The sequence below is a fragment of the Bradyrhizobium sp. 45 genome, assembly GCF_023073155.1.
GTDB classification, from domain to species: domain Bacteria; phylum Pseudomonadota; class Alphaproteobacteria; order Rhizobiales; family Xanthobacteraceae; genus Bradyrhizobium; species Bradyrhizobium canariense_D.
The window spans coordinates 23,293-42,879 of sequence record NZ_JADPIX010000122.1 but is presented as its reverse complement, the minus strand read 5'-3'; the positions used below and the strand labels follow the sequence as shown (position 1 = coordinate 42,879).

At 64.5% G+C, this 19,587-nt stretch carries 19 protein-coding genes; 11 read left to right on the top strand and 8 right to left on the bottom strand.

The features are described 5' to 3' along the window. Positions 1–124: 124 nt before the first annotated feature. Positions 125–898 (bottom strand): bifunctional 2-polyprenyl-6-hydroxyphenol methylase/3-demethylubiquinol 3-O-methyltransferase UbiG, encoded by a 774-nt coding sequence (gene ubiG / locus IVB42_RS20415; protein WP_247471204.1) that lies wholly within the window; start codon positions 896–898, stop codon positions 125–127. A gap of 14 nt (positions 899–912) precedes the next feature. After that, complete coding sequence (locus IVB42_RS20410) at positions 913–1,380, bottom strand: PH domain-containing protein (protein WP_018452897.1); 468 nt, start codon at positions 1,378–1,380, stop codon at positions 913–915. Between the two features lie 150 nt (positions 1,381–1,530). Between IVB42_RS20410 and IVB42_RS20405 the strand changes: the two genes are divergently transcribed. From IVB42_RS20405 to prfA, 3 genes are all read left to right on the top strand, one after another. Then, on the top strand, positions 1,531–2,787 hold the full coding sequence (locus IVB42_RS20405; protein WP_085348397.1) for an aspartate kinase: 1,257 nt from the start codon (positions 1,531–1,533) through the stop codon (positions 2,785–2,787). A gap of 269 nt (positions 2,788–3,056) precedes the next feature. After that, entirely contained in the window at positions 3,057–5,324 is a 2,268-nt protein-coding gene (gene ptsP, locus IVB42_RS20400) for a phosphoenolpyruvate--protein phosphotransferase (RefSeq protein WP_026232414.1), read from the top strand. Between the two features lie 56 nt (positions 5,325–5,380). Then, on the top strand, positions 5,381–6,466 hold the full coding sequence (prfA, locus tag IVB42_RS20395; protein ID WP_085348398.1) for a peptide chain release factor 1: 1,086 nt from the start codon (positions 5,381–5,383) through the stop codon (positions 6,464–6,466). Between the two features lie 33 nt (positions 6,467–6,499). Here prfA and IVB42_RS20390 read toward each other — a convergent pair whose 3' ends face one another. Together IVB42_RS20390 and IVB42_RS20385 are read right to left on the bottom strand one after the other, a co-directional pair. Further along, positions 6,500–6,907, bottom strand: a complete 408-nt coding sequence (locus IVB42_RS20390) for a helix-turn-helix domain-containing protein (RefSeq protein ID WP_345946345.1) — start codon at positions 6,905–6,907, stop codon at positions 6,500–6,502. A gap of 175 nt (positions 6,908–7,082) precedes the next feature. Continuing rightward, positions 7,083–7,697 (bottom strand): hypothetical protein, encoded by a 615-nt coding sequence (locus tag IVB42_RS20385; RefSeq protein WP_018452892.1) that lies wholly within the window; start codon positions 7,695–7,697, stop codon positions 7,083–7,085. Between the two features lie 251 nt (positions 7,698–7,948). Between IVB42_RS20385 and IVB42_RS20380 the strand changes: the two genes are divergently transcribed. The 4 genes from IVB42_RS20380 (at position 7,949) to IVB42_RS20365 (ending at position 12,812) form a co-directional block, all read left to right on the top strand. After that, positions 7,949–9,283 (top strand): substrate-binding protein, encoded by a 1,335-nt coding sequence (locus tag IVB42_RS20380; RefSeq protein WP_018452891.1) that lies wholly within the window; start codon positions 7,949–7,951, stop codon positions 9,281–9,283. A gap of 99 nt (positions 9,284–9,382) precedes the next feature. Next, positions 9,383–10,258, top strand: coding sequence for a branched-chain amino acid ABC transporter permease (locus IVB42_RS20375; protein WP_018452890.1), 876 nt, complete (start codon positions 9,383–9,385; stop codon positions 10,256–10,258). An 11-nt stretch (positions 10,259–10,269) separates the two neighbouring features. Then, positions 10,270–12,117 carry a branched-chain amino acid ABC transporter ATP-binding protein/permease gene (locus tag IVB42_RS20370; RefSeq protein WP_018452889.1) on the top strand — a complete coding sequence of 616 codons (1,848 nt, stop codon included), beginning with the start codon at positions 10,270–10,272 and terminating at the stop codon, positions 12,115–12,117. Further along, positions 12,114–12,812 (top strand): ABC transporter ATP-binding protein, encoded by a 699-nt coding sequence (locus tag IVB42_RS20365; protein WP_018452888.1) that lies wholly within the window; start codon positions 12,114–12,116, stop codon positions 12,810–12,812. The genes IVB42_RS20370 and IVB42_RS20365 overlap by 4 nt, the downstream gene beginning before the upstream one ends. On the opposite strand, the gene IVB42_RS20360 is transcribed toward IVB42_RS20365, so the two are convergent. Beyond that, positions 12,809–13,228 carry an HIT family protein gene (locus IVB42_RS20360; protein ID WP_018452887.1) on the bottom strand — a complete coding sequence of 140 codons (420 nt, stop codon included), beginning with the start codon at positions 13,226–13,228 and terminating at the stop codon, positions 12,809–12,811. The genes IVB42_RS20365 and IVB42_RS20360 overlap by 4 nt on opposite strands. A gap of 89 nt (positions 13,229–13,317) precedes the next feature. On the opposite strand from IVB42_RS20360, the gene prmC reads away from it, so the two are divergent. Then, entirely contained in the window at positions 13,318–14,214 is an 897-nt protein-coding gene (prmC, locus tag IVB42_RS20355) for a peptide chain release factor N(5)-glutamine methyltransferase (protein ID WP_018452886.1), read from the top strand. Positions 14,215–14,676: 462 nt separating this feature from the next. Beyond that, positions 14,677–15,471 (top strand): DUF4167 domain-containing protein, encoded by a 795-nt coding sequence (locus IVB42_RS20350; protein WP_018452885.1) that lies wholly within the window; start codon positions 14,677–14,679, stop codon positions 15,469–15,471. 71 nt (positions 15,472–15,542) lie between these two features. Here IVB42_RS20350 and IVB42_RS20345 read toward each other — a convergent pair whose 3' ends face one another. Beyond that, positions 15,543–16,289 carry a methyltransferase domain-containing protein gene (locus tag IVB42_RS20345; RefSeq protein ID WP_007599158.1) on the bottom strand — a complete coding sequence of 249 codons (747 nt, stop codon included), beginning with the start codon at positions 16,287–16,289 and terminating at the stop codon, positions 15,543–15,545. A gap of 109 nt (positions 16,290–16,398) precedes the next feature. Between IVB42_RS20345 and gloB the strand changes: the two genes are divergently transcribed. Beyond that, positions 16,399–17,166 (top strand): hydroxyacylglutathione hydrolase, encoded by a 768-nt coding sequence (gloB, locus tag IVB42_RS20340; RefSeq protein WP_018452884.1) that lies wholly within the window; start codon positions 16,399–16,401, stop codon positions 17,164–17,166. 23 nt (positions 17,167–17,189) lie between these two features. After that, a complete protein-coding gene (locus IVB42_RS20335; protein ID WP_247398798.1) occupies positions 17,190–17,612 on the top strand; it encodes a cupin domain-containing protein in 423 nt (140 codons plus the stop codon). Positions 17,613–17,646: 34 nt separating this feature from the next. Here IVB42_RS20335 and IVB42_RS20330 read toward each other — a convergent pair whose 3' ends face one another. After that, positions 17,647–18,516, bottom strand: a complete 870-nt coding sequence (locus IVB42_RS20330) for an EamA family transporter (RefSeq protein ID WP_018452882.1) — start codon at positions 18,514–18,516, stop codon at positions 17,647–17,649. A 127-nt stretch (positions 18,517–18,643) separates the two neighbouring features. Then, on the bottom strand, positions 18,644–19,369 hold the full coding sequence (gene phbB, locus IVB42_RS20325; protein WP_018452881.1) for an acetoacetyl-CoA reductase: 726 nt from the start codon (positions 19,367–19,369) through the stop codon (positions 18,644–18,646). Between the last annotated feature and the right edge of the window lie 218 nt (positions 19,370–19,587).

The window sequence follows — 19,587 nt, the reverse complement described above, 5'->3', positions numbered from 1 at the left end:
AGCGCAGATCCAGGACCCATTACCCCAGGGAGTGGTTTGGCGAAGACTCGTAATTATCAGTTTTCGCCTAACTAAACCCTGGCTTTCGCCAGGACGACGCCGAATGTTTGGAAGCGGCAACGCCTCACACCATGCCTTCCGCCACCACCATGTAGTTCACGTCCATGTCTGACGAGAGGGTCCATTTGTCGGCGAAGGGGCTGTAGACGACGCCGGTCTGCTCGGTGATGACCAGGCGGTTGTCGAGCAGGTATTTCGTCAGCTCGTCGGGGGTGACGAACTTGTTCCACTCGTGGGTGCCGCGCGGCAGCCAGCGCAGGACATATTCAGCGCCGACGATGGCAAGCGCAAAGCTCTTCCAGTTCCTGTTCAGCGTCGAGACCACCATCAGGCCGTTCGGCTTCAGCATCGCGGCGCAGCGCTTCAGGAAAACGCCGACGTCGACGACGTGCTCGACCACCTCCATCGCCAGAACGATGTCGAAGCGCTCGCGCGGGTCGATCTCCTCAACCGTGGTGCAGCGATAGTCGATCGCGAGGTGCGCCTTGTCGGCATGCAGCTTGGCGGCCGCGATGTTGCTGACCGACGGATCGACGCCGATGACCTGCGCACCCAGGCGCGACAACGGCTCGCAGAGCAGGCCGGCGCCACAGCCGATGTCGAGCACGCGCAGACCGCCGAGGCAGTTGAGGCTGCGCGCGTTGCGCTCGAACTTGCGGCAGGCGGCATCGCGGATATACCCGAGCCGCAGCGGGTTGATCCGGTGCAGCGGTGCCATCTTGCCGTGGGGATCCCACCACTCGACCGAGAGCTTTGAGAATTTCGCGATCTCGGCGGCATCGACGGTCGAGCCCGGCGAGGTGCTTGCGGTTACGGAAGTATCTTGCTGCATGCTCATGGTTACGCGCGGTCCTACCGCGTGGTGATCGAACTACGGAAGGCGAGCGGCGAGGCGATGGTCTTGATCGTCTCGATCCCCTCGCCGACGCCGCGAATCGTCACGTCGCCGTAGTTGAGAATTCGTCCAAGAATGGTCTGATCGACATCGACGCTCTCGACCTTGTCCAGCGCCATCTCGAAGGTGCGGCGCTTGATGAAGCCGGTCTTGTGCACGACCCGCAAATTGGTCACGTCGGTCTCGGTGGTAAAGCGATGGAACCAGCCCTTCACAGTCCAGTACAGCGCCGCCAGAGCGACCAGGCCGGCCGCAACCAGACAGAGCATGACGAGCCCCTCGACGGTGGTTTGCCGGGACAGGACGAACAGGACCAGCGCCACGATCCAGGCCAGGATCGCCGGAAAATAGAAGATCCAGTGCGCATTGGTCGAATACAGCACCTTCTCGCCAGGCTGCAGGATCTCGTCGATATAGCGCGCCATGATCTCGGTTAACCCACTACCCCGCACCCTGCCCCGCAGGAACCCGCTTGCCCCCGGCCCCGCCGCTATGTATACGCGCGGTCGGTGTCCGCGAGGCCCGTCCAGTGCGGGCCACCATACTGATCCTTATGAAGGAATGCACGCGTCGTCATGAGCCGCCTCGTGATGAAATTCGGCGGCACGTCCGTCGCCAACATCGAACGTATCCGCAACGTCGCACGCCATGTGAAGCGTGAGGTCGACGCCGGCCATGAAGTGGCCGTGGTCGTCTCGGCGATGTCCGGTAAAACCAACGAGCTGGTGGCCTGGTGCACCGAGGCCTCGCCGATGCACGACGCGCGCGAATACGACGCCGTGGTCGCCTCGGGCGAACAGGTGACGTCCGGCCTGCTTGCCATCGTGCTTCAGGGCATGGGTATCCAGGCCCGCTCCTGGCAGGGCTGGCAGATCCCGATCACGACCAGCGACGCCCATGCTTCGGCCCGGATCGAGGGCATCGACGGCAGCGAGATCATCAAGCGCTTCAGGGAGCGCAAGGAAGTCGCCGTGATCGCCGGCTTCCAGGGCATCAACCCCGAGACCAACCGCATCACCACGCTCGGCCGCGGCGGCTCCGATACCTCGGCCGTGGCGATCGCCGCCGCCGTGAAGGCGGACCGCTGCGACATCTACACCGACGTCGACGGTGTCTACACCACCGATCCGCGAATCGTGCCGAAGGCGCGCCGGCTCGACAAGATCGCATTTGAAGACATGCTGGAGCTGGCCTCCCAGGGCGCCAAGGTGCTCCAGGTCCGCTCGGTGGAACTCGGCATGGTCCACAACATGCCAATTTTCGTCCGCTCGAGCTTCGACAAGCCCGAGGATATCGACCCGCATGCCAACCAGCCGCCCGGCACGCTGATCTGCAGCGAGGAGGAGATCATGGAAAGCCACATCGTCACCGGCATCGCCTTTTCGAAGGACGAGGCCCAGATCTCGGTACGCCAGATCGAGGACAAGCCCGGCGTGGCGGCGTCGATCTTCGGCCCGCTCGCCAATGCCAACATCAACGTCGACATGATCGTGCAGAACGTCTCCGAGGACGGGAAGACCACCGACCTCACCTTCACGGTCCCGGCCGCCGACTACACCAGGGCCAAGGAGACGATTACCGCGGCCAAGAGCCAGATCAATTATGCCCGGCTCGACACGGCTACCGATGTCGCCAAGATCTCGGTGATCGGCAGCGGCATGCGCAGCCATGCCGGCGTTGCCGCCCAGGCGTTCTCGGCCCTCGCAGGACGGAATATCAACATCCGGGCCATTACAACCTCCGAGATCAAATTCTCGGTTCTAATCGACACCGCCTATACCGAGCTTGCGGTGCGCACCCTGCACACGCTCTACGGTCTCGATCAGGCTTAGGCTAATTTTCTCTTAGCGGTCGCAGCAAACGCGAAGGTGTCCACACTTTCGCGTTTGGCAGGCGTTTTGCTTGGCAAAACAAGCCCCAATTCGCTATACGGCGAACTGGGTGGGCTGCCAGAAACTGTGCCCCAGTTGAGGCGGTGCTGATTCGGCCCAGGCAACCGCCGGGGCTGGCGCCGGACGAGCAAATTTGTTGTTTTTCTGGATTTCTGGGCGAGCCGCCGCGGGTCCTTTCGGCCCCGGCAGACGGAGGAGATTGACGGTTCATGCGGAGCGCGTCGGGAGGTCCCCGCGTCTTGTTGAGACGGCTCCGCGAAACCATGGCGGAGCAGGTCTCGGCCCAGGAGCGGCTGGACAAGATCGTGGTGCTGATCGCCGCCAACATGGTGGCCGAGGTGTGCTCGGTCTATGTGCTGCGCGTCGACAACACGCTCGAGCTCTATGCCACCGAAGGCCTCAACCGCGAGGCGGTGCACCACACCGTGCTCAGCGCCCATGAGGGCCTGGTCGGCCTGGTCGCGAGCGAGGCAACGCCTCTCAACCTAAGCGATGCGCAAAGCCATCCGGCCTTCTCGTTCCGCCCGGAGACCGGCGAAGAGATTTACCACTCCTTCCTCGGCGTGCCGATCCTGCGCGCCGGCAACACGCTCGGCGTGCTGGTGGTGCAGAATCGCGCCAAGCGCAACTATGTCGAGGAGGAGCTCGAGGCGCTTCAGACCACCGCGATGGTGCTGGCGGAGCTGATCGCCTCCGGCGAGCTGTCTGCGCTGGCCCAGCCAGGCCATGAGCCCGCGGCGCGCCATTCGGCGCAGAAGGTCGGCGCCATCCTGTCGGAAGGCATCGCACTCGGCCATGTCGTGCTGCACGAGCCGCGCGTGGTTATCAAGGACTACATCGCCGAGGACCTGCCAAAGGAGATCAAGCGGCTCGACACCGCGCTCGCCAAGCTGCGCGCCGATCTCGACCGCATGCTGGAGCGCGGCGACGTCGCCGAGGGCGGCGAGCATCGCGAGGTGCTGGAAGCCTACCGCATGTTCGCCAACGACCAGGGCTGGTCGCACAAGCTGCACGAGGCGGTCGCCACCGGCCTCACGGCGGAAGCCGCCGTCGAGCGTGTGCAATCCGACACCCGCGCGCGCATGCTGCGCTCGACAGATCCCTATTTGCGCGACCGGCTGCATGATCTCGAGGATCTCGGCTATCGCCTGATGCGACAGCTGGTCGGCCAGGATCACGCGCCGTCACGCGAACAATTGCCCGACAACGCCATCGTCATCGCGCGCGCGATGGGCCCGGCGGCGCTGCTCGACTATGACCGCAAGCGCCTGCGCGGCATCATATTGGAGGAAGGCACCGCCAATTCCCACGTCTCGATCGTGGCGCGCGCGCTCGGCATTCCCGCGGTCGGCGAAGTCCCGAACGCGCCTGGTATCGCCGATCCCGGCGACGCCGTCATCGTCGACGGCACCTCCGGCATGATCTATGTGCGCCCATCGCAGGAGGTCGAAGCGGCCTTCGCCGAGCGCGTGCGCTTCCGGGCCCGCCGCCAGGCGCAGTATCTGGCGCTGCGCGACCGGCCCTGCGTCACCAAGGACGGCCAGAAGGTCGAGCTGATGATCAATGCGGGTCTCGCGATCGACTTGCCGCACATCGAAGACACCGGCAGCGCCGGCATCGGCCTGTTCCGCACCGAGCTGCAATTCATGGTCGGCCAGAGCCTGCCGCGCACCAGCGACCAGCTCGCGCTCTATCGCACCGTGCTGGATGCCGCCGGCACCAAGCCCGTCACCTTCCGCACCCTCGACATCGGCGGCGACAAGGCGCTGCCTTATATGGAGGCGGTAATCGAGGAGAACCCCGCGCTCGGATGGCGCGCGATCCGGCTCGGGCTCGATCGTCCCGGCCTGTTGCGCGGCCAGATCCGCGCACTGCTGCGCGCCGGCGGCGGCCGCGCGCTGCGCATCATGTTCCCGATGATCTCGGAGGTGGGTGAATTCGATTCTGCGAAGGCGCTGGTCGAACGCGAACTGACCTATCTGCGCCAGCACGGCCACACGCTGCCGGAGCGGATCGACATCGGCACCATGGTCGAGGTGCCGGCGCTGCTTTATCAGCTCGACGAGCTCCTGAAGAAGGTCGACTTCATCTCGGTCGGCTCCAACGATCTGTTCCAGTTCCTGTTCGCGGTCGACCGCGGCAACGCGAAAGTCTCGGAGCGCTTCGACACCATGTCGGCGCCGATCCTGCGCGCGCTTCGCGACATCGCACGCAAGACGCAAGCCGCGAACAAATCGCTGTCGCTCTGCGGCGAGATGGCGTCGAAACCGATCGGCGCGCTGGCGCTGATCGGGATGGGCTATCGCTCGCTGTCGCTCTCGGCCACCGCGCTCGGCCCGGTCAAGGCCATGGTGCTCGATCTCGACGCCAAGAAGGCCGAGGCGATGCTCGGGCCGTTGCTGGACGCGCCCGCCGGCAGCGTCTCGATCCGGCAGAAGCTGACGGAATTTGCCGAGGCCGAAGGCCTGGCCTTGTAGCGGGCCTGTCGCCCCCTCCTGCCGCCTCGCCCTTTTCCGCATTTGAGACCGAACCGATGTCGTCACTCCCCGAAGCCAAACTGGACGTCCTGCTCGCGCATCACGCCTCACTCGAGGCCGAATCGCTCGGTCAGCTCGCCTCCGAACGCTATGTGCAGATCACGCGTGAGCTCGCCGAGCTCACGCCATTGATCGAAGCGGTCAAGACCTATCGTTCGGCCCTCAAGGAGCTCGCCGACACCGAGGCGCTGATCGCCGATCCCGCGACCGATGCCGAGATGCGCGCCATGGCGGAAGCCGAGCGCGGCGAGCTGACGCCGAAGATCGAGGAGTTGGTCCAGAAGATCCGCGTCGCGCTGCTGCCGAAGGACGCCATGGACGATCGCAACGTGGTGCTGGAAATCCGCGCCGGCACCGGCGGCGACGAGGCTTCGCTGTTTGCCGGCGACCTGTTCCGGATGTACGAGCGCTTCGCGGCCCTGCAGGGCTGGAAGGTCGAGGTGATCTCGGCCAGCGAAGGCAGCGTCGGCGGCTACAAGGAAATCATCGCCGAGGTGCAGGGCCGCGGCGCGTTCTCGAAGCTGAAGTTCGAGTCCGGCGTGCACCGGGTGCAGCGCGTGCCGGACACCGAGACGCAGGGGCGCATCCACACATCTGCCGCCACCGTCGCCGTGATGCCCGAGGTGGAGGAGGTCGACGTCGAGATCCGGAACGATGATTTGCGTATCGAGACGATGCGCGCCGGAGGCGCCGGCGGCCAGCACGTCAACAAGACCGAATCAGCGATCCGCATCACCCACATCCCGACCGGCATCGTGGTGATGATGCAGGATAGCCGCTCGCAGCACAAGAATCGCGCTTCCGCCATGAACATCCTGCGCTCGCGCATCTACGACGCCGAGCAGCAACGCCTCGACGCGGCGCGCTCGGCCGAGCGCAAGGAGAAGGTCGGCTCCGGCGACCGCAGCGAGCGCATCCGCACTTATAATTTCCCGCAAGGACGCGTCACCGATCACCGCATCAATTTGACGCTCTATAAGCTGCCGCAGGTGATGGCGGGCGAAGCGCTGGGCGAACTGACCGACGCACTGACCACCGAGCACCAGGCCGCGCAGCTCGCCGCTCAGGGCGCGGCGGCGTAGAGCTCGCGGCTTCGCGCTTTCTTCAGCGTGTCCTCAGCGTCTCTTGGCTCGAAACGCTCGCAGGATCTTGCCCAAACCGGGCGCGGCGGCGCTGAGCTCGTCCAGATGGATGCGCGAGAGGGATCGCAGCTTCCGCTCGCCCTTCGCTGTCAGCTTGACCAGGACGCGCCGCGCATCATCCGGGTCGGCTTCCCGGCCAATCAGCTTCAGTTTCGCCATGCGATCCACCAGCTCCACCGCGGTGTGGTGCCGGATCAGCAGGAAGCGCGCGATGTCGCCGACGCTGGCGCCGTCAGGGGCGGCCAATCCTTTGATCGCCAGCAGCGCCTGGTGCTGCTGCGGCGTCAAGCCGGCGCTCTGGGCCGCGGCTTCGCTGAAGGCCAGGAAGGTTCGGAGCTGATAGCGAAACTGCGCAAGCGCCCCGTAGTCGGCCTCGCGCATCGCGCCACCCTTTGTGGGCACAGCACGCGCCGGGCGTGTCGTCTTCCGCTTCGATGGGGCCATTCCCTGCCTGCGACGTCGAGCCAGCCGGTGCAACGGGCGGCCTCACCGAGACTAGCAAGGAAGGCCAAGCCGAACCAACCGACCGGCGCCCCGGACACACAAATATCGCCACCTATTCGAAGCTGGACAGCAGGATCTTCACCAGGATGACCTGGAACGCGATCGGGATACGGACGCTCTTTCGCCGGATCGAGCGCTGCAGCGCGCCGGCAATCTCGGCGCTGGTCAAGGCACCCGCGGATGCATTGCTAATCAACTCGGCCCACATCTGCGACAGCGAGCCGCCGGGCGGGATCACCGGCTTGATCGTCACGCCACAGCCCTGCGCCCAGTCGATGATTTCCCTCATCGTGTGAGGACCGCAATTGCGCGCGGTCGCGAGGCGTTCGGCCGTCAGCGCAAGCAGCAATTCGCGCGAGGGCGACCAATTCCCCTTCGGCGGTTGCTCGGCAGTGAGCTCGACCGCGAGTTCCTTGAGGACGTTCTGGGCGCGCACGCTCAGCTTCTGCATCGGACCGGGCGCGCGCTTCGCCTGAACGGGGCCGACGGCGGGCCCGCGCCGGCCGGCCGGCCAGTTGCGCGGATCGGGCATGCGCGAGGCATCGCCGGACTGCGGTGTCGCCCGCTGCCCGCTCACCTCTTCCGGCCACGCCGCCTCCTGCCGCTCCGCACCTTGCGGCCACGACCGTCGCTTTCGGGTACCCGCCACTGTCGTCTGCCGCGCCATTTCTCTCGCCGAACCCGCCAGCCTCGTACTCACAAAGGCTAATATATATCGTGATGCGATATGTTTTCACGAGATAATTTTCGGCGTTCGACCAAAGACGAAATTGACAGAAGGCGTTCACAAGCAATGCTTGCGCCCAAGAGCTACACGCGGATGTGACGTGCCCGGCGCGGACAGGCCTTCGAGGCCGGCTGCCGTCGGACAGGTCGTGCTTTGCCTGCAAACAAGAACGACGTTAGGAGGAAACGATCATGACTGACAATCTCATCCGCCGCGGCCTTTCGCGCCGTGGCCTGCTTCAGACCACCGCGGGCCTCATCGGTGGCGCGGTTCTGCCGGGGATGCCGGCGTTTGCCGAGGACAAGCCGGCGATCGGCTCCTACCCCGCAGGGGTCTCGGGCTCCACCGCCTTCATCGGCATCTCGGTGCCGCGCACCGGCACCTATGCCGTGCAGGGTGAAGACGAGCTCAAGGGCTACCAGCTCGCGATCGAGCACATCAATGAAGGCCACGAGCTGATCAAGAAGATCTCGCCCAAGACCAGCAAGGGCGTGCTCGGCAAGGAGCTGAAGTTCGGCGTCGCCGATTCCGCGGCCAAGCCGAACGAGGCAGTGCAGGCGCAGCAGCGCTTCATCAGCGAGAACAAGGCGATCATGATCACCGGCGGCACGTCGAGCGCCGTTGCGGTGGCGCTGAACAAGCTCGCCCAGCGCGAACATGTGATTTTCGTATGCGGCATTTCCGGCTCGAACGACACCACCGGCAAGGATTGCGTCCGCTACGGCTTTCGCCAGAACTTCTACGGCCAGACTGCGGCCGCAGCGATCGGCCCGGTGATGGTACGTGAGTTCGGCAAGGGCAAGAAGGCGGCGTATCTGACGCCCGACTACACCTACGGCCACACCGTTACCAAATCGATGCAGGACTTCCTGGCGACCGCCGGCTGGACCACCGTGACCAACCAGGTCGCCCCGCTCGGCGCCCCCGACTATTCCTCATACCTGCTGAACGTCGCCAACTCCGGCGCCGACGTGCTGATCAACGTCAATTGGGGCCACGACGCGGTACTGTCGACACAACAGGCCAAGCAGTTTGGCGTGCTCGACAAGATGAAGCTGGTCGTGCCGTACCAGGTGCCTTTCATCGCGCGCGAGACCGGGGGCCTGATGCAGGGCGTCTACGCCGCCACCGACTATTGGTGGACCATCGAGGACAAGTTCCCGCTGGCGAAAATGTTCAACGAAGCGTTCGAGAAGAAGTACGGCTACAAGCCCGAATGGGGCGCCGAGAACGCCTATGTCAGCTTCGCGCATTGGGCGCACATGTGCGAGCAGGCCGGCAGCTTCAGTCCGCCTGACGTGATCAAGACCTACGAGAAGGGCGAGACGATCCCCTCCCTGGTCGGCGACGTCCATTACCGCCCGGAGGATCACCAATGCGTCCGCCCGGTGATCATCGTCAAGGGCAAGCAGCAGAAGGACATGAAGAACAAGGAAGACTGGTACGACGTCGTCGAGATCGTCCCGGGTGAAGGCCTGATGCAGAAGCCCGACGCCTTCGGCTGCCATCTCGGCGACTACAGCTGAGACCTCGCCAACCCCTGTGACGCCGCGGACTGCACTCCGGTCCCGCGGCGTCGCCTTTTTCTGACGCGCAACATCGCGCGCCACAACAGCGATTGTCGCATGATAAGTTGGCCCAACCTCGTTTCACAGCTTTTCAACGGGCTCGCGCTCGGCGCCCTGCTCGCGCTGATCAGCTCCGGCCTGACCATCATCTACGGCACGCTCGGCGTGCTCAACCTCGCACACGGCGCGATGTTCATGATCGGCGGCTATGCCGGCTTCGTCGCCTATCAGTACACGGAGTCGTTCACCCTTGCCGTGATCGCGGGCTCCCTGTTCGTGATGCTGCTCGGCGTTCTCATGGAACGCGGCATCATCCGTCATTTCTATCATCGTCCGCACGAGGATCAGCTGCTCGTGACCTTCGGGCTCGGCATCTGTTTCGTCGAGCTCGTGCGCCTGATCTTCTCGAGCCAGTCGCAGCTGGTGCCGCCGCCGGCGCTATTCCAGGGCATCACCAATCTCGGCTTCATGTTCTATCCGACCTACCGCCTCGCCGTCGTCGGCATCGTCGCGATCGCCCTCGGCGCATTGTTCATCGTGCTCTACCGGACCCGGCTGGGCATGATTGTGCGCGCCGGCATCGAGGATTCGGTGATGGTGGATTCGCTTGGCATCAATGTCTATCGCGTCTTCATGGTGGTCTTCGGCATCGGCGCAATGGCCGCCGGCTTTGCCGGCATCGTCAACGCGCCGGTGGTGTCGCTGACACCGGGCATCGGTGACGACATCCTGGTCCAGACTTTCGTGGTGGTGGTGATCGGCGGCGTCGGTTCGTTCCCCGGCGCAATTCTCGGCGGCCTGATCGCCGGCGAGATCATCAGCGTCACCTCCATGTTCAACCCCGGCTATGCCTATGTGATGCTGTTTGCGGCGATGACGCTCGTACTCGTGGTACGACCGCATGGCCTGCTCGGCGTCCAGGGCCGCGAGTAAGCGATCACCTGATGCTCAAGCAACGCCCCTTCCTGATCGAAGCCCTGACTGCGATCGGCTTGATCGCAGCCCCCTTCGTGCTGCCTCATCTCGGGTTCGCGCCGAACACCGTGAACAGGATCCTGGTCTGGGGCCTGTTCGGGCTCGGCTTCGACATCCTGTTCGGCTTCACCGGCCTGCTCTCGTTCGGCCAGTCCGCCTTCTACGGCACCGGCGGCTTCGTCGCCGCCTACCTGCTGACCCGCGCGGGCTTCGGCAACGTGCTGGGCGCGCTGATCATCGGCATGATCGCGGCCGCAGCGACCGGCTACCTGATCGGCCTGATCGCATTGCGCCGCACCGGCATCTATTTCGCGATGATCACCGTGGCAATCGCGGAAGTGTTCTTCTTCGTCGAATTCAATCCACTTTCCGATTTCACCGGCGGCGAAAACGGCCTGCCCGGCGTGCCGACGCCGAGCTTCAATCTCGGCTTCATCTCCATCCACTTCACCAATGGCTGGTCGCTCTATCAGTTCATCGCGCTGTGCTATTTCGTCGGCGTTGTCATCGCCCTCAGGATCGTGCGCTCGCCGGTCGGCGCGGTTCTGAGTGCGATCCGCGACAATCCGCTGCGCGCCACGGCCGTCGGCCACAACATCCATGGCTACAAGCTGACCGCCTTCGTGATCGCAGCCGCTTACGCGGGCTTCGCCGGCGGACTGCTCGGCGTGCTCCAGGCCTTCATGCCGCCCGACGCCTTCACCTTCGACACCTCGGGCCAGCTCGTGATGCAGACGGCCATCGGCGGCAGGGGCACGCTGTTCGGACCGCTGGTCGGCGCAACCGTTTGGCTGTTCCTTCAGGACTTCCTGCAGTCCGCACTGGGCCTCGGCGCAGCCTGGAAGTTGGTGCTGGGTGTCGTGTTCGTGCTGCTGGTCTGCTTCCTGCGCGGCGGCATCATCGGCGGCCTTGCCGATCTCTACCGCCTCGTCTCGGGAAAGCGAAAGCAGACGGATGCGGAGATGGAGCAGGACGCCGCTGACACCGAGGCCAGGCTGCAACCTCCACCGGCGCCGATGCAGGCCAAGGAGGTCGAGCACCCCGCCTATTCCGGGCCGATCCTGAAAGCCACCGGCCTGACCAAGCGCTATGGCGGCCTCGTTGCCAACAGCGACATCGATTTCAGCGTCAATCGGGGCGAGCTGCGCGGGATCATCGGCCCCAACGGCGCCGGCAAATCAACCTTTTTCAAGATGCTGACCTGCGAGATCGCGCCGAGCTCCGGCCAGATCGTGTTCGAGGGCCGCGACATCACGGGATTGAAGGTCACCGAGGTTTGCCAGCTCGGACTGACCAAAAGCTACCAGGTCAACCAGCTCTTCACCGGGTTGACGGTGCGGGAGAACCTGACGATCGCAGCCCTTGCCGAACTGCGCGGAAAATTCCGGCTCGACCTGTTCCGCACGCTCGGCGGCGTCAAGGGCCTGACGGAGCAGGTGGCGCACACGCTCGCTTTGGTGAACCTGACCCGTCGTGCCGACACGCCCGTGTCCGAGCTCGCCTATGGCGAGAAGCGCAGGCTGGAAATCGGGCTTGCGCTCGCCACGTCGCCGCGCCTGTTGCTGCTTGACGAGCCGCTCGCCGGCATGAGCCCGCGAGAGCGTCTCGAGACCGTCAAGCTGCTCAAGTCGATCGCGCGCGGCCGTACCATGATCATCATCGACCACGACATGGATTCGCTGTTCGAGTTGGTCGAGCGCGTCACCGTGCTCCAGGAAGGCCGGGTGCTGGTCTCCGGCACGCCGGAGGAAATCAAGGCCAACGCCGCCGTCCAGGAAGCCTATCTCGGTGGCGTGCACGGAGAGATCGCGGCATGAGCCTGATCGAGGTCAACGGCCTGAACAGCTATTACGGGGACTCCCACATCCTGTTCGACGTCGCCATGCATGTCGAGCGTCACGAGGTGGTGGCGCTGCTCGGACGCAACGGCGCCGGCAAGAGCACCACGCTGAAGAGCCTTATGGGCGTCGTGACGCCGCGTAGCGGCAGCGTGAAATTCGACGGCATCGATATCGCCGGGCGCAAGAGCCACAGAATCGCGCAGGCCGGCATGCAGCTCGTGCACGAGGAACGCCGCATTTTCGGCAGCCTGTCGGTGGAGGAAAACATCGTCCTCGCCGGCATCACCGCGCCGAAACGCTGGCCGCTCGATCGCATCTACGAGATGTTTCCGCGGCTGAAGCAGCGGCGCAACAACCGCGGCACCGAGCTATCCGGGGGCGAACAGCAGATGCTCGCGATCGCACGGGCGCTCGTGCGTGATCCCAAGATCGTGCTGCTGGACGAGCCGTTCGAGGGACTCGCGCCCGTCATCGTCCACGATCTGGTCAAGGCCTGCCGCGAGCTCGCCGCCGCCGGCCAGACCATCGTGCTGGTCGAGCAGAACCTGGCGGCGACGCTGGCGCTGGCGACACGGATCTACATCATCAACAACGGACATATCGTGCACGAAGGGCCGGCGCGGGAGCTCAAGGCCCAGCCGGAGCTGCTCCAGCGCTATCTCGGCGTCTAGAGAGCGGCGATCATTCGCCTGGCGTGAGCGGCGAGCACCGCCGTGTCCTCCTTGCGCGTCTGCGCCGGCAGCAGCTCGATTCCGGCCCTGACCGGCATGACGTGCATGTGCAGGTGAAAGACCACCTGGCCGCTGGCCGGCTCGCTGAACTGCTGAAGGATGATGCCCTCGGCGTCGAACGCCTTCATCGCGGCAATCGCGATCCGCTTGGCGGTTCGGGCGACCGCGGCGAGGTCGTCATCCGCGATGTCGAGGATGCCGCGTGCCGGCGCCCGGGGAACGACCAGCGTGTGCCCGGGCGAACGCGGCATGATGTCGAGGAAGGCGAGGCTACGGTCGTCCCTGAAAACCTCGAAACAGGGGATCTCGCCACGCAGGATCTTTGCGAAGACGTTCTGATCGTCGTAGGGCGTCATGGACCCTCCTTGGTTGCGAGGCGCGATCTGACGCGCTCCTTTTCATTGACGCAAGCAAGCCAGCCGATCTATCCACGATGCTAGGCAGGATGGTTCCATTGGCGACAGATTTCGATCCAGGACACAGCATCGAGAGTGCGCGGCGCGTGCTTGCGGCACGGCTGCAATCGGCCGGCATCGAGCAGCCCGCCCTCGATGCGCGCCTGCTCGTCGGAGCTGCGCTGAGGCTTGATCTGACCGGGATGGTGACGCAGGCGGGCCGACAACTCGCGCCTGAAGAGGCTGCGCGGCTGGAAGCGTATGCGCAGCGCCGGCTCGCGCATGAGCCCGTCGCCCGCATTCTCGGCGCTCGGGAATTCTGGGGCCTGCCGTTCCAGCTATCCGAGGCGACGCTGGTCCCGCGGCCGGATACCGAGGCCGTGGTCGAACTGGCGCTCGAGATCTTTCATGGGCTTACGAATTCGGGACGGCGCCCGTGCATCGCCGATATCGGCACCGGATCCGGCGCCATCCTGCTCGCGCTGCTGCACGAAATTCCCGGCGCCGTCGGCGTCGGCACCGATCTCAGTCTGACCGCGCTCAAGACCGCCAGAGACAACGCCGCGGCTCTTGGCCTCGCCGACCGCGCCAGCTTCGTCGGCTGCTCCTACGCAGCGGCGCTCCGCGGCCCGTTCGACCTCGTCGTGTCGAATCCGCCCTATATCCCGTCGGCCGAAATTCCGAAATTGAGCATCGAGGTGCGCGAGCACGATCCGCACCTGGCGCTCGACGGCGGCAATGACGGTTACGACGCCTATCGCGCCCTGATCCCGCAGGCGACTGAACGTCTCGCTCCCGGCGGAGCACTGATCGTCGAGGCCGGACAGGGCCAGGCCCGCAATATTGAAACCTTGATGACGGCTGCCGCGTTGGTCGTGGACAGGCCGCCCAAGGCCGATCTGGCGGGCATCCCACGGGCGGTTTCGGCCCGGAAAATGCCCCCATAAAAGCCGGATTGGGCTGCAAAAAACCTCTTGGAATATCCCTTGGGAACGACTACCTTCCTATCAACACATCGGTGCCGGCCCCGTAGACCTACGGGCGAAAGCCGGGCTCTCGGGCGAGAGCTTACTGATAATGGTTCCAAGCCGCAGGTCCTGTTGAGCGCGATGGCCATTTGAGCTGCGCTGCTTACCGACCGCAACGTGAACGAAAGCCTGATATTGCGCTTGAAGACTTACGCAACAAAGCAGGGCTTGTTTCGGCAGGCGATATGAATGGGTTCGCTGGCGATGGATGCTGGCGGTGGGGAACGCGTCTTTTGTTGAACGCGACGGTCGACGAACATCGGCAGGGATCAATCCGCTCTTGCGTGCGGTTGCGCGCAAGCGATGTGAACCGCTGTCATCAGGTCACTCTCGGCAATCAGTAATGCGTGCAACCTTTAGGGCTGGAATTAAAGGCAGGACATGAGAAACGGTCAGAACAAGCAGCGGATGCGCAACCGCAACAATAATAATAACAATAACAACAATAATAACCGGCGCGGCCAGAACCCGATGACCCGGGTCTACGAGTCCAACGGACCTGACATCAAGATCCGCGGCACGGCTTCGCATATTGCTGAAAAGTATCTCCAGCTCGCGCGCGACGCGCGCTCCTCCGGAGACCCCGTTGCGGCCGAGAACTACTACCAGCATGCCGAGCATTATTTTCGTCTGATCGCGACGGCTCAGGAACAGTTCCGGCAGAACCAGCAACCGCGCGGCGACGAGCCCATCAGCAACAACAGCGGTGACGACGGCGAGGACGACGGCGAGAATTTCTCGAATTTCGGCCAGGAACCGGGTTTTGTCCCACAGCCGCCACCGCCGCCCTTCACCCGCGACCGCGACGGCCCGCGCGATCATCAGCCGCGTGATCATCAGCCCCGCGACAACCATGCTTATCAGCGCGACAACCAGCAGCCGCGCGAGCATCGCGAACGCGACCATCGTCCGCAGCCGCAATATCAGCCCCAGCCGCAACCGCTACCGCTGAACCAGCCTCAGCCCGTCGTCGCCGACGCCGTCAGCGTCGATCGTTTGCCTTCCTTCATCACCGGCCCGCAGCCGCAGGTGAGCGGTGGCGCGCCCGGCCAGGCCGGCTTCGAAGGTGGTGGTGGCGAGCGCTTTCCGCGGCGGCGCCGCCGCCCGAATGGCCCGCGCCCCGAGCGCGAAGCCGCTCCGGCCGCCTCAAGCGACGAAGTGGCTCCCGGCGAGTAAGCCTTTCGCCGGACATCTTGCGCCAGATGTCCTGACCCGAATCGTCCCGGCATGTCCGGGACGATTTGTTTTTAGCCGCGCGTCGCCGTCGTCGAGGATGGTACCAGCACCGGCTTCGCCAGTGATGGAATGAGCCGCGCCCGCTCGCGCTTGGCGGGGATCGCGCGGTAGACCTGCTTGGTCGCCTCGACGATGTGCACGCCGGCGAAGGGCAGCGACAGCGCCGCGCCGGCCCGCTCCCACATCTGTGCGGATTTCAGCACCCAGCCCCCGGCATAGGGCGGCATGAACAGCGCCTCGCCCCAGGCGGTCGGGGTGAACCAGGTCTGGCGCAACAGGTCCGTGATCTGCGAACGCGAATAGGGCCGGCCGTGACCGAACGGCGTGCTGTCGGTGCGGGTCCACACCCCGCGCCGGTTCGGGATGACCGCAATCACGCGACCGGACGGCGACAGCACGCGCCATGCCTCGCGCAGCAGCGCGGCCGGATCGTCCGACATTTCCAGTGCGTGGACCAGCAGGATGCGATCGACCGCGGCGTCGGGAAGCGGCAGCGAGAACTCGTCCACCAGCGAGGCAAGCGCCGGCCGTCCGGTGGGCCATTTCAGGACGCCCTGGGCCGAGGGCATGAAGGCGATGCAGCGCTCCGCGTCCTCGCGGAACAACCCGAGATAGGGCGTGGGATAGCCGAAGCCGAGCACCCGCTGGCCATCGACGCGCGGCCAGCGCTCCCGAATGCCGCGATTGATCATTTGCCGCGCCACAATCCCGAGGCGACGGGAGTAGAACTCGCGGAGGTCGACGACATCAATGGTCATGATCGCAATGTAACATGCACGAGGCGGCCCCCGCGCGCGGAATATTGCATTGCCTGCGCAACGTTAACGCCATATTTGTCTGACGGAGCTGAGCGCGATCGGAGATGACATGGCCGCCGAAATTCGTACTTTCACCTGTTTAAACGACAATTTCGGTTACCTCATCCACGATGTGGAAACCAAGGCGACGGCGTCGATCGACGCGCCGGAGGCCGGCCCCATCGTGAGGGCGCTCGAGCGCGAGGGGTGGCAGCTCACCGACATTCTGATCACCCATCATCATGGCGATCATGTCGGCGGGGTCGCCGAACTCAAGCAGAAATACAATTGCCGCGTCGTCGCGCCGCATGACAAGACGACGGAGATCGCAGACGTCGACCTGCGCGTCGCCAATGCCGAAATCGTCAGGGTCGGCAGCTTGCTGGGGCGCGTACTGGAGACGCCCGGCCACACGCTCGACCACATCTCCTATGTGTTCGACACCGACAAAGCGCTGTTCGCCGCCGACACGCTGTTCTCGATCGGCTGCGGCCGCGTGTTCGAGGGCACCTATCCGATGATGTGGGATTCGCTTCTGAAGCTGCGTGCCCTGCCCGACGACTTCAAGCTCTATTGCGGCCATGAATACACGGCCTCCAACGTCAAGTTCGCGCTGACCGTCGACCCCGACAATGCGGCGCTGCAGTCGCGCGCGGCGGAGGTGGCGAGGCTGCGGGCCGAGAACAAGCCGACCATTCCCGCGCTGCTTGGTGACGAGAAGCGGACAAACGTGTTCCTGCGCGCCGACGAACCCTCGATCGCAGCCAGGCTGCACATGAAGGGCGCGGATGCCACCGCGGTGTTCGGCGAGCTGCGCGAGCGCAAGAACAAGTCTTGAAGAACAGATCCTGACGGGAATCGATGCCGACCGCAGCCGAGATCATCGCGCGCCTCGAACTCCGCCCGCATCCCGAAGGCGGGCATTACCGAGAGACGTTTCGCGACCAGACCACCGACGCCAACGGCCGCGCGCGCTCGACCCTGATCTATTTTCTGCTGGCGCGCGGCGAGCGTTCGCACTGGCATCGCATCGATGCTGTCGAGAGCTGGCACTATTACGCCGGCAGCCCGCTGACCCTGCGGATAGCGCACGAAGGCTGCTCCCAGCACGAGGTACGGCTCGGTACGGACCTGTTGAACGGCGAGCGGCCACAGGCGATCGTGCCGGCCGATGCGTGGCAGACGGCAGAGACCACCGGCGAGTGGACCCTGGTCGGCTGCACCGTGGCGCCCGCCTTCGAGTTCGCGAAGTTCGAGGTCGCGCCGAAGGGCTGGGAGCCCTAAGGCCCTGTCGCTTCGGCTTGCGCCGGCAATGATGCTACCGCTTCCGCAGCAACATGTCCTTCGCCGCAATCAGGCCGCCGCCGGCGATCAGGATCGCGGCGATGGTGATGTTGGCGCTGGCATTGGCAAAGCCAGCGGCGATGAGGAAGCCGGTCGAGAGCAGCGGCGTCGCATAGGAGGCGGCGCCGAGCACGCGGATGTCGCCACGCTTCATGCCGATGTCCCAGGCGTAGAACGCAGCACCGACGGGACCGATGCCGAGCGCGATGACGGAGAGCCATTGCAGCGTCGTGTCCGGCCACACCGTGGTTTCAAGCAGTCCATGCATCAGCGCGGCGAGCACCGCGGTGGCGAGGCAGAATCCCGCGACCGCATCGGTCGGCACCGCCTTCAGTCGCCGCGACAACACCGAATAGATCGCCCACACGAACGCTGCGATGAAGGCCGCGGCCAAACCCGGCAATTGTCCCTGCGTGAAGCCCGAGGTGTTACCGGCGAACAGCAGCACGGTGCCGACGAGGCCGAGCAGGGCGCCAACGACGTGATGCACGGCAAGCCGCTCGCCCGGCAGAAACGACGAGAACAGCACGATCAGGAGCGGCCACAGATAATTCAGCAGGCCGGCTTCAGCCGGTGGCGCAAAGCGCAGCGCGAGGAAATACAGCGCGTGATAGCCGAACAGTCCGCCGACACCGACGATCCACACGACCAGCGGCTGACGCAGGCTTTTGGCCGCTGCGCCGCGGCCGATCCAGGTGAGCAGGCCGACGAGCCCGCCGATCGCGAACGTCATCGCGGCCAGCTGGAATGCCGGGATCTTTCCGGTCGCCACCGTCATCACTGACAGCAGCGACCACATCAGGATCGCGGTCAATCCGATCAGCGTTGCGGTGCGGGGAGTCATCGATCAAAGGCTCTGAGGACGTTTATGCCCGGCACAAGGCCGGGCATTTTCGTCCTCACTATCGCCTTGTCGCGACTGAAGCTACATATTTTGCCTCAGCGACGTTGCGCCAAGAGAATGGGCGCCATCAGGCCTGATATTGGCCGCCATTGATGGTCAGCGTCGAGCCGGTCATGAAGCCGGCCTCGTCCGCCGCCAGGAACACGACCGCACGTGCGATCTCTTCCGGTTCGCCGAGCCGGTTAACCGGGATCTGCGGGATCACGTTCTTTTCCAGGACGTCCTTTGGCACTGCCTGCACCATTTCGGTGTTGATGTAGCCGGGGCAGATCGCGTTGACGGTGATGCCGCCCTTGGCGTTCTCGAGCGCAAGTGCCTTGGTGAAGCCGATGTCACCGGCCTTCGCCGCGGAATAGTTGACCTGGCCAAACTGTCCCTTTTGGCCGTTGATCGACGAGATCGAAATGATGCGGCCGAACTTGCGCGCACGCATGCCTTCAATGATGGGACGCGTCATGTTGAACAGCGAACCGAGATTGGTATTGATGACGGCGTTCCACTGCTCGAGCGTCATCTTGTGGAAGGCGGTGTCGCGGGTGATGCCGGCATTGTTGACGAGCACGTCGATCGGCCCGACGTCCGCCTCGACCTTCTTCACGCCCTCGGCGCATGCATCGAAACTGCTGACGTCCCATTTGTAGACGGCGATGCCGGTCTCGGCCTTGAACTTCTCCGCCGCCGCGTCGTTGCCGGCATAACTCGCCGCAACCTTGTAGCCGGCCGCCTTCAGCGCTTTGCTGATCGCAGCTCCGATGCCCCGCGTACCACCCGTCACCAATGCAACACGTGCCATATCGTATTTCCTTCCCTTGGACTCTTCGGACGTTTCTGAGTGATCGTTTTTAAGTGCGGATTATGGGGGACGTTTGACGGACATCAAGAACAAAACGCCCGGCGTCGAGCCGGGCGTTTCTCTTTAGTCGAGGCTTGTACGGTTGCGAAGAATATTTGATTTGCAACCGCTGCCTTTTTAATCGCGTGCAACGCACTCAGTCACGTGTGCAGCGCACG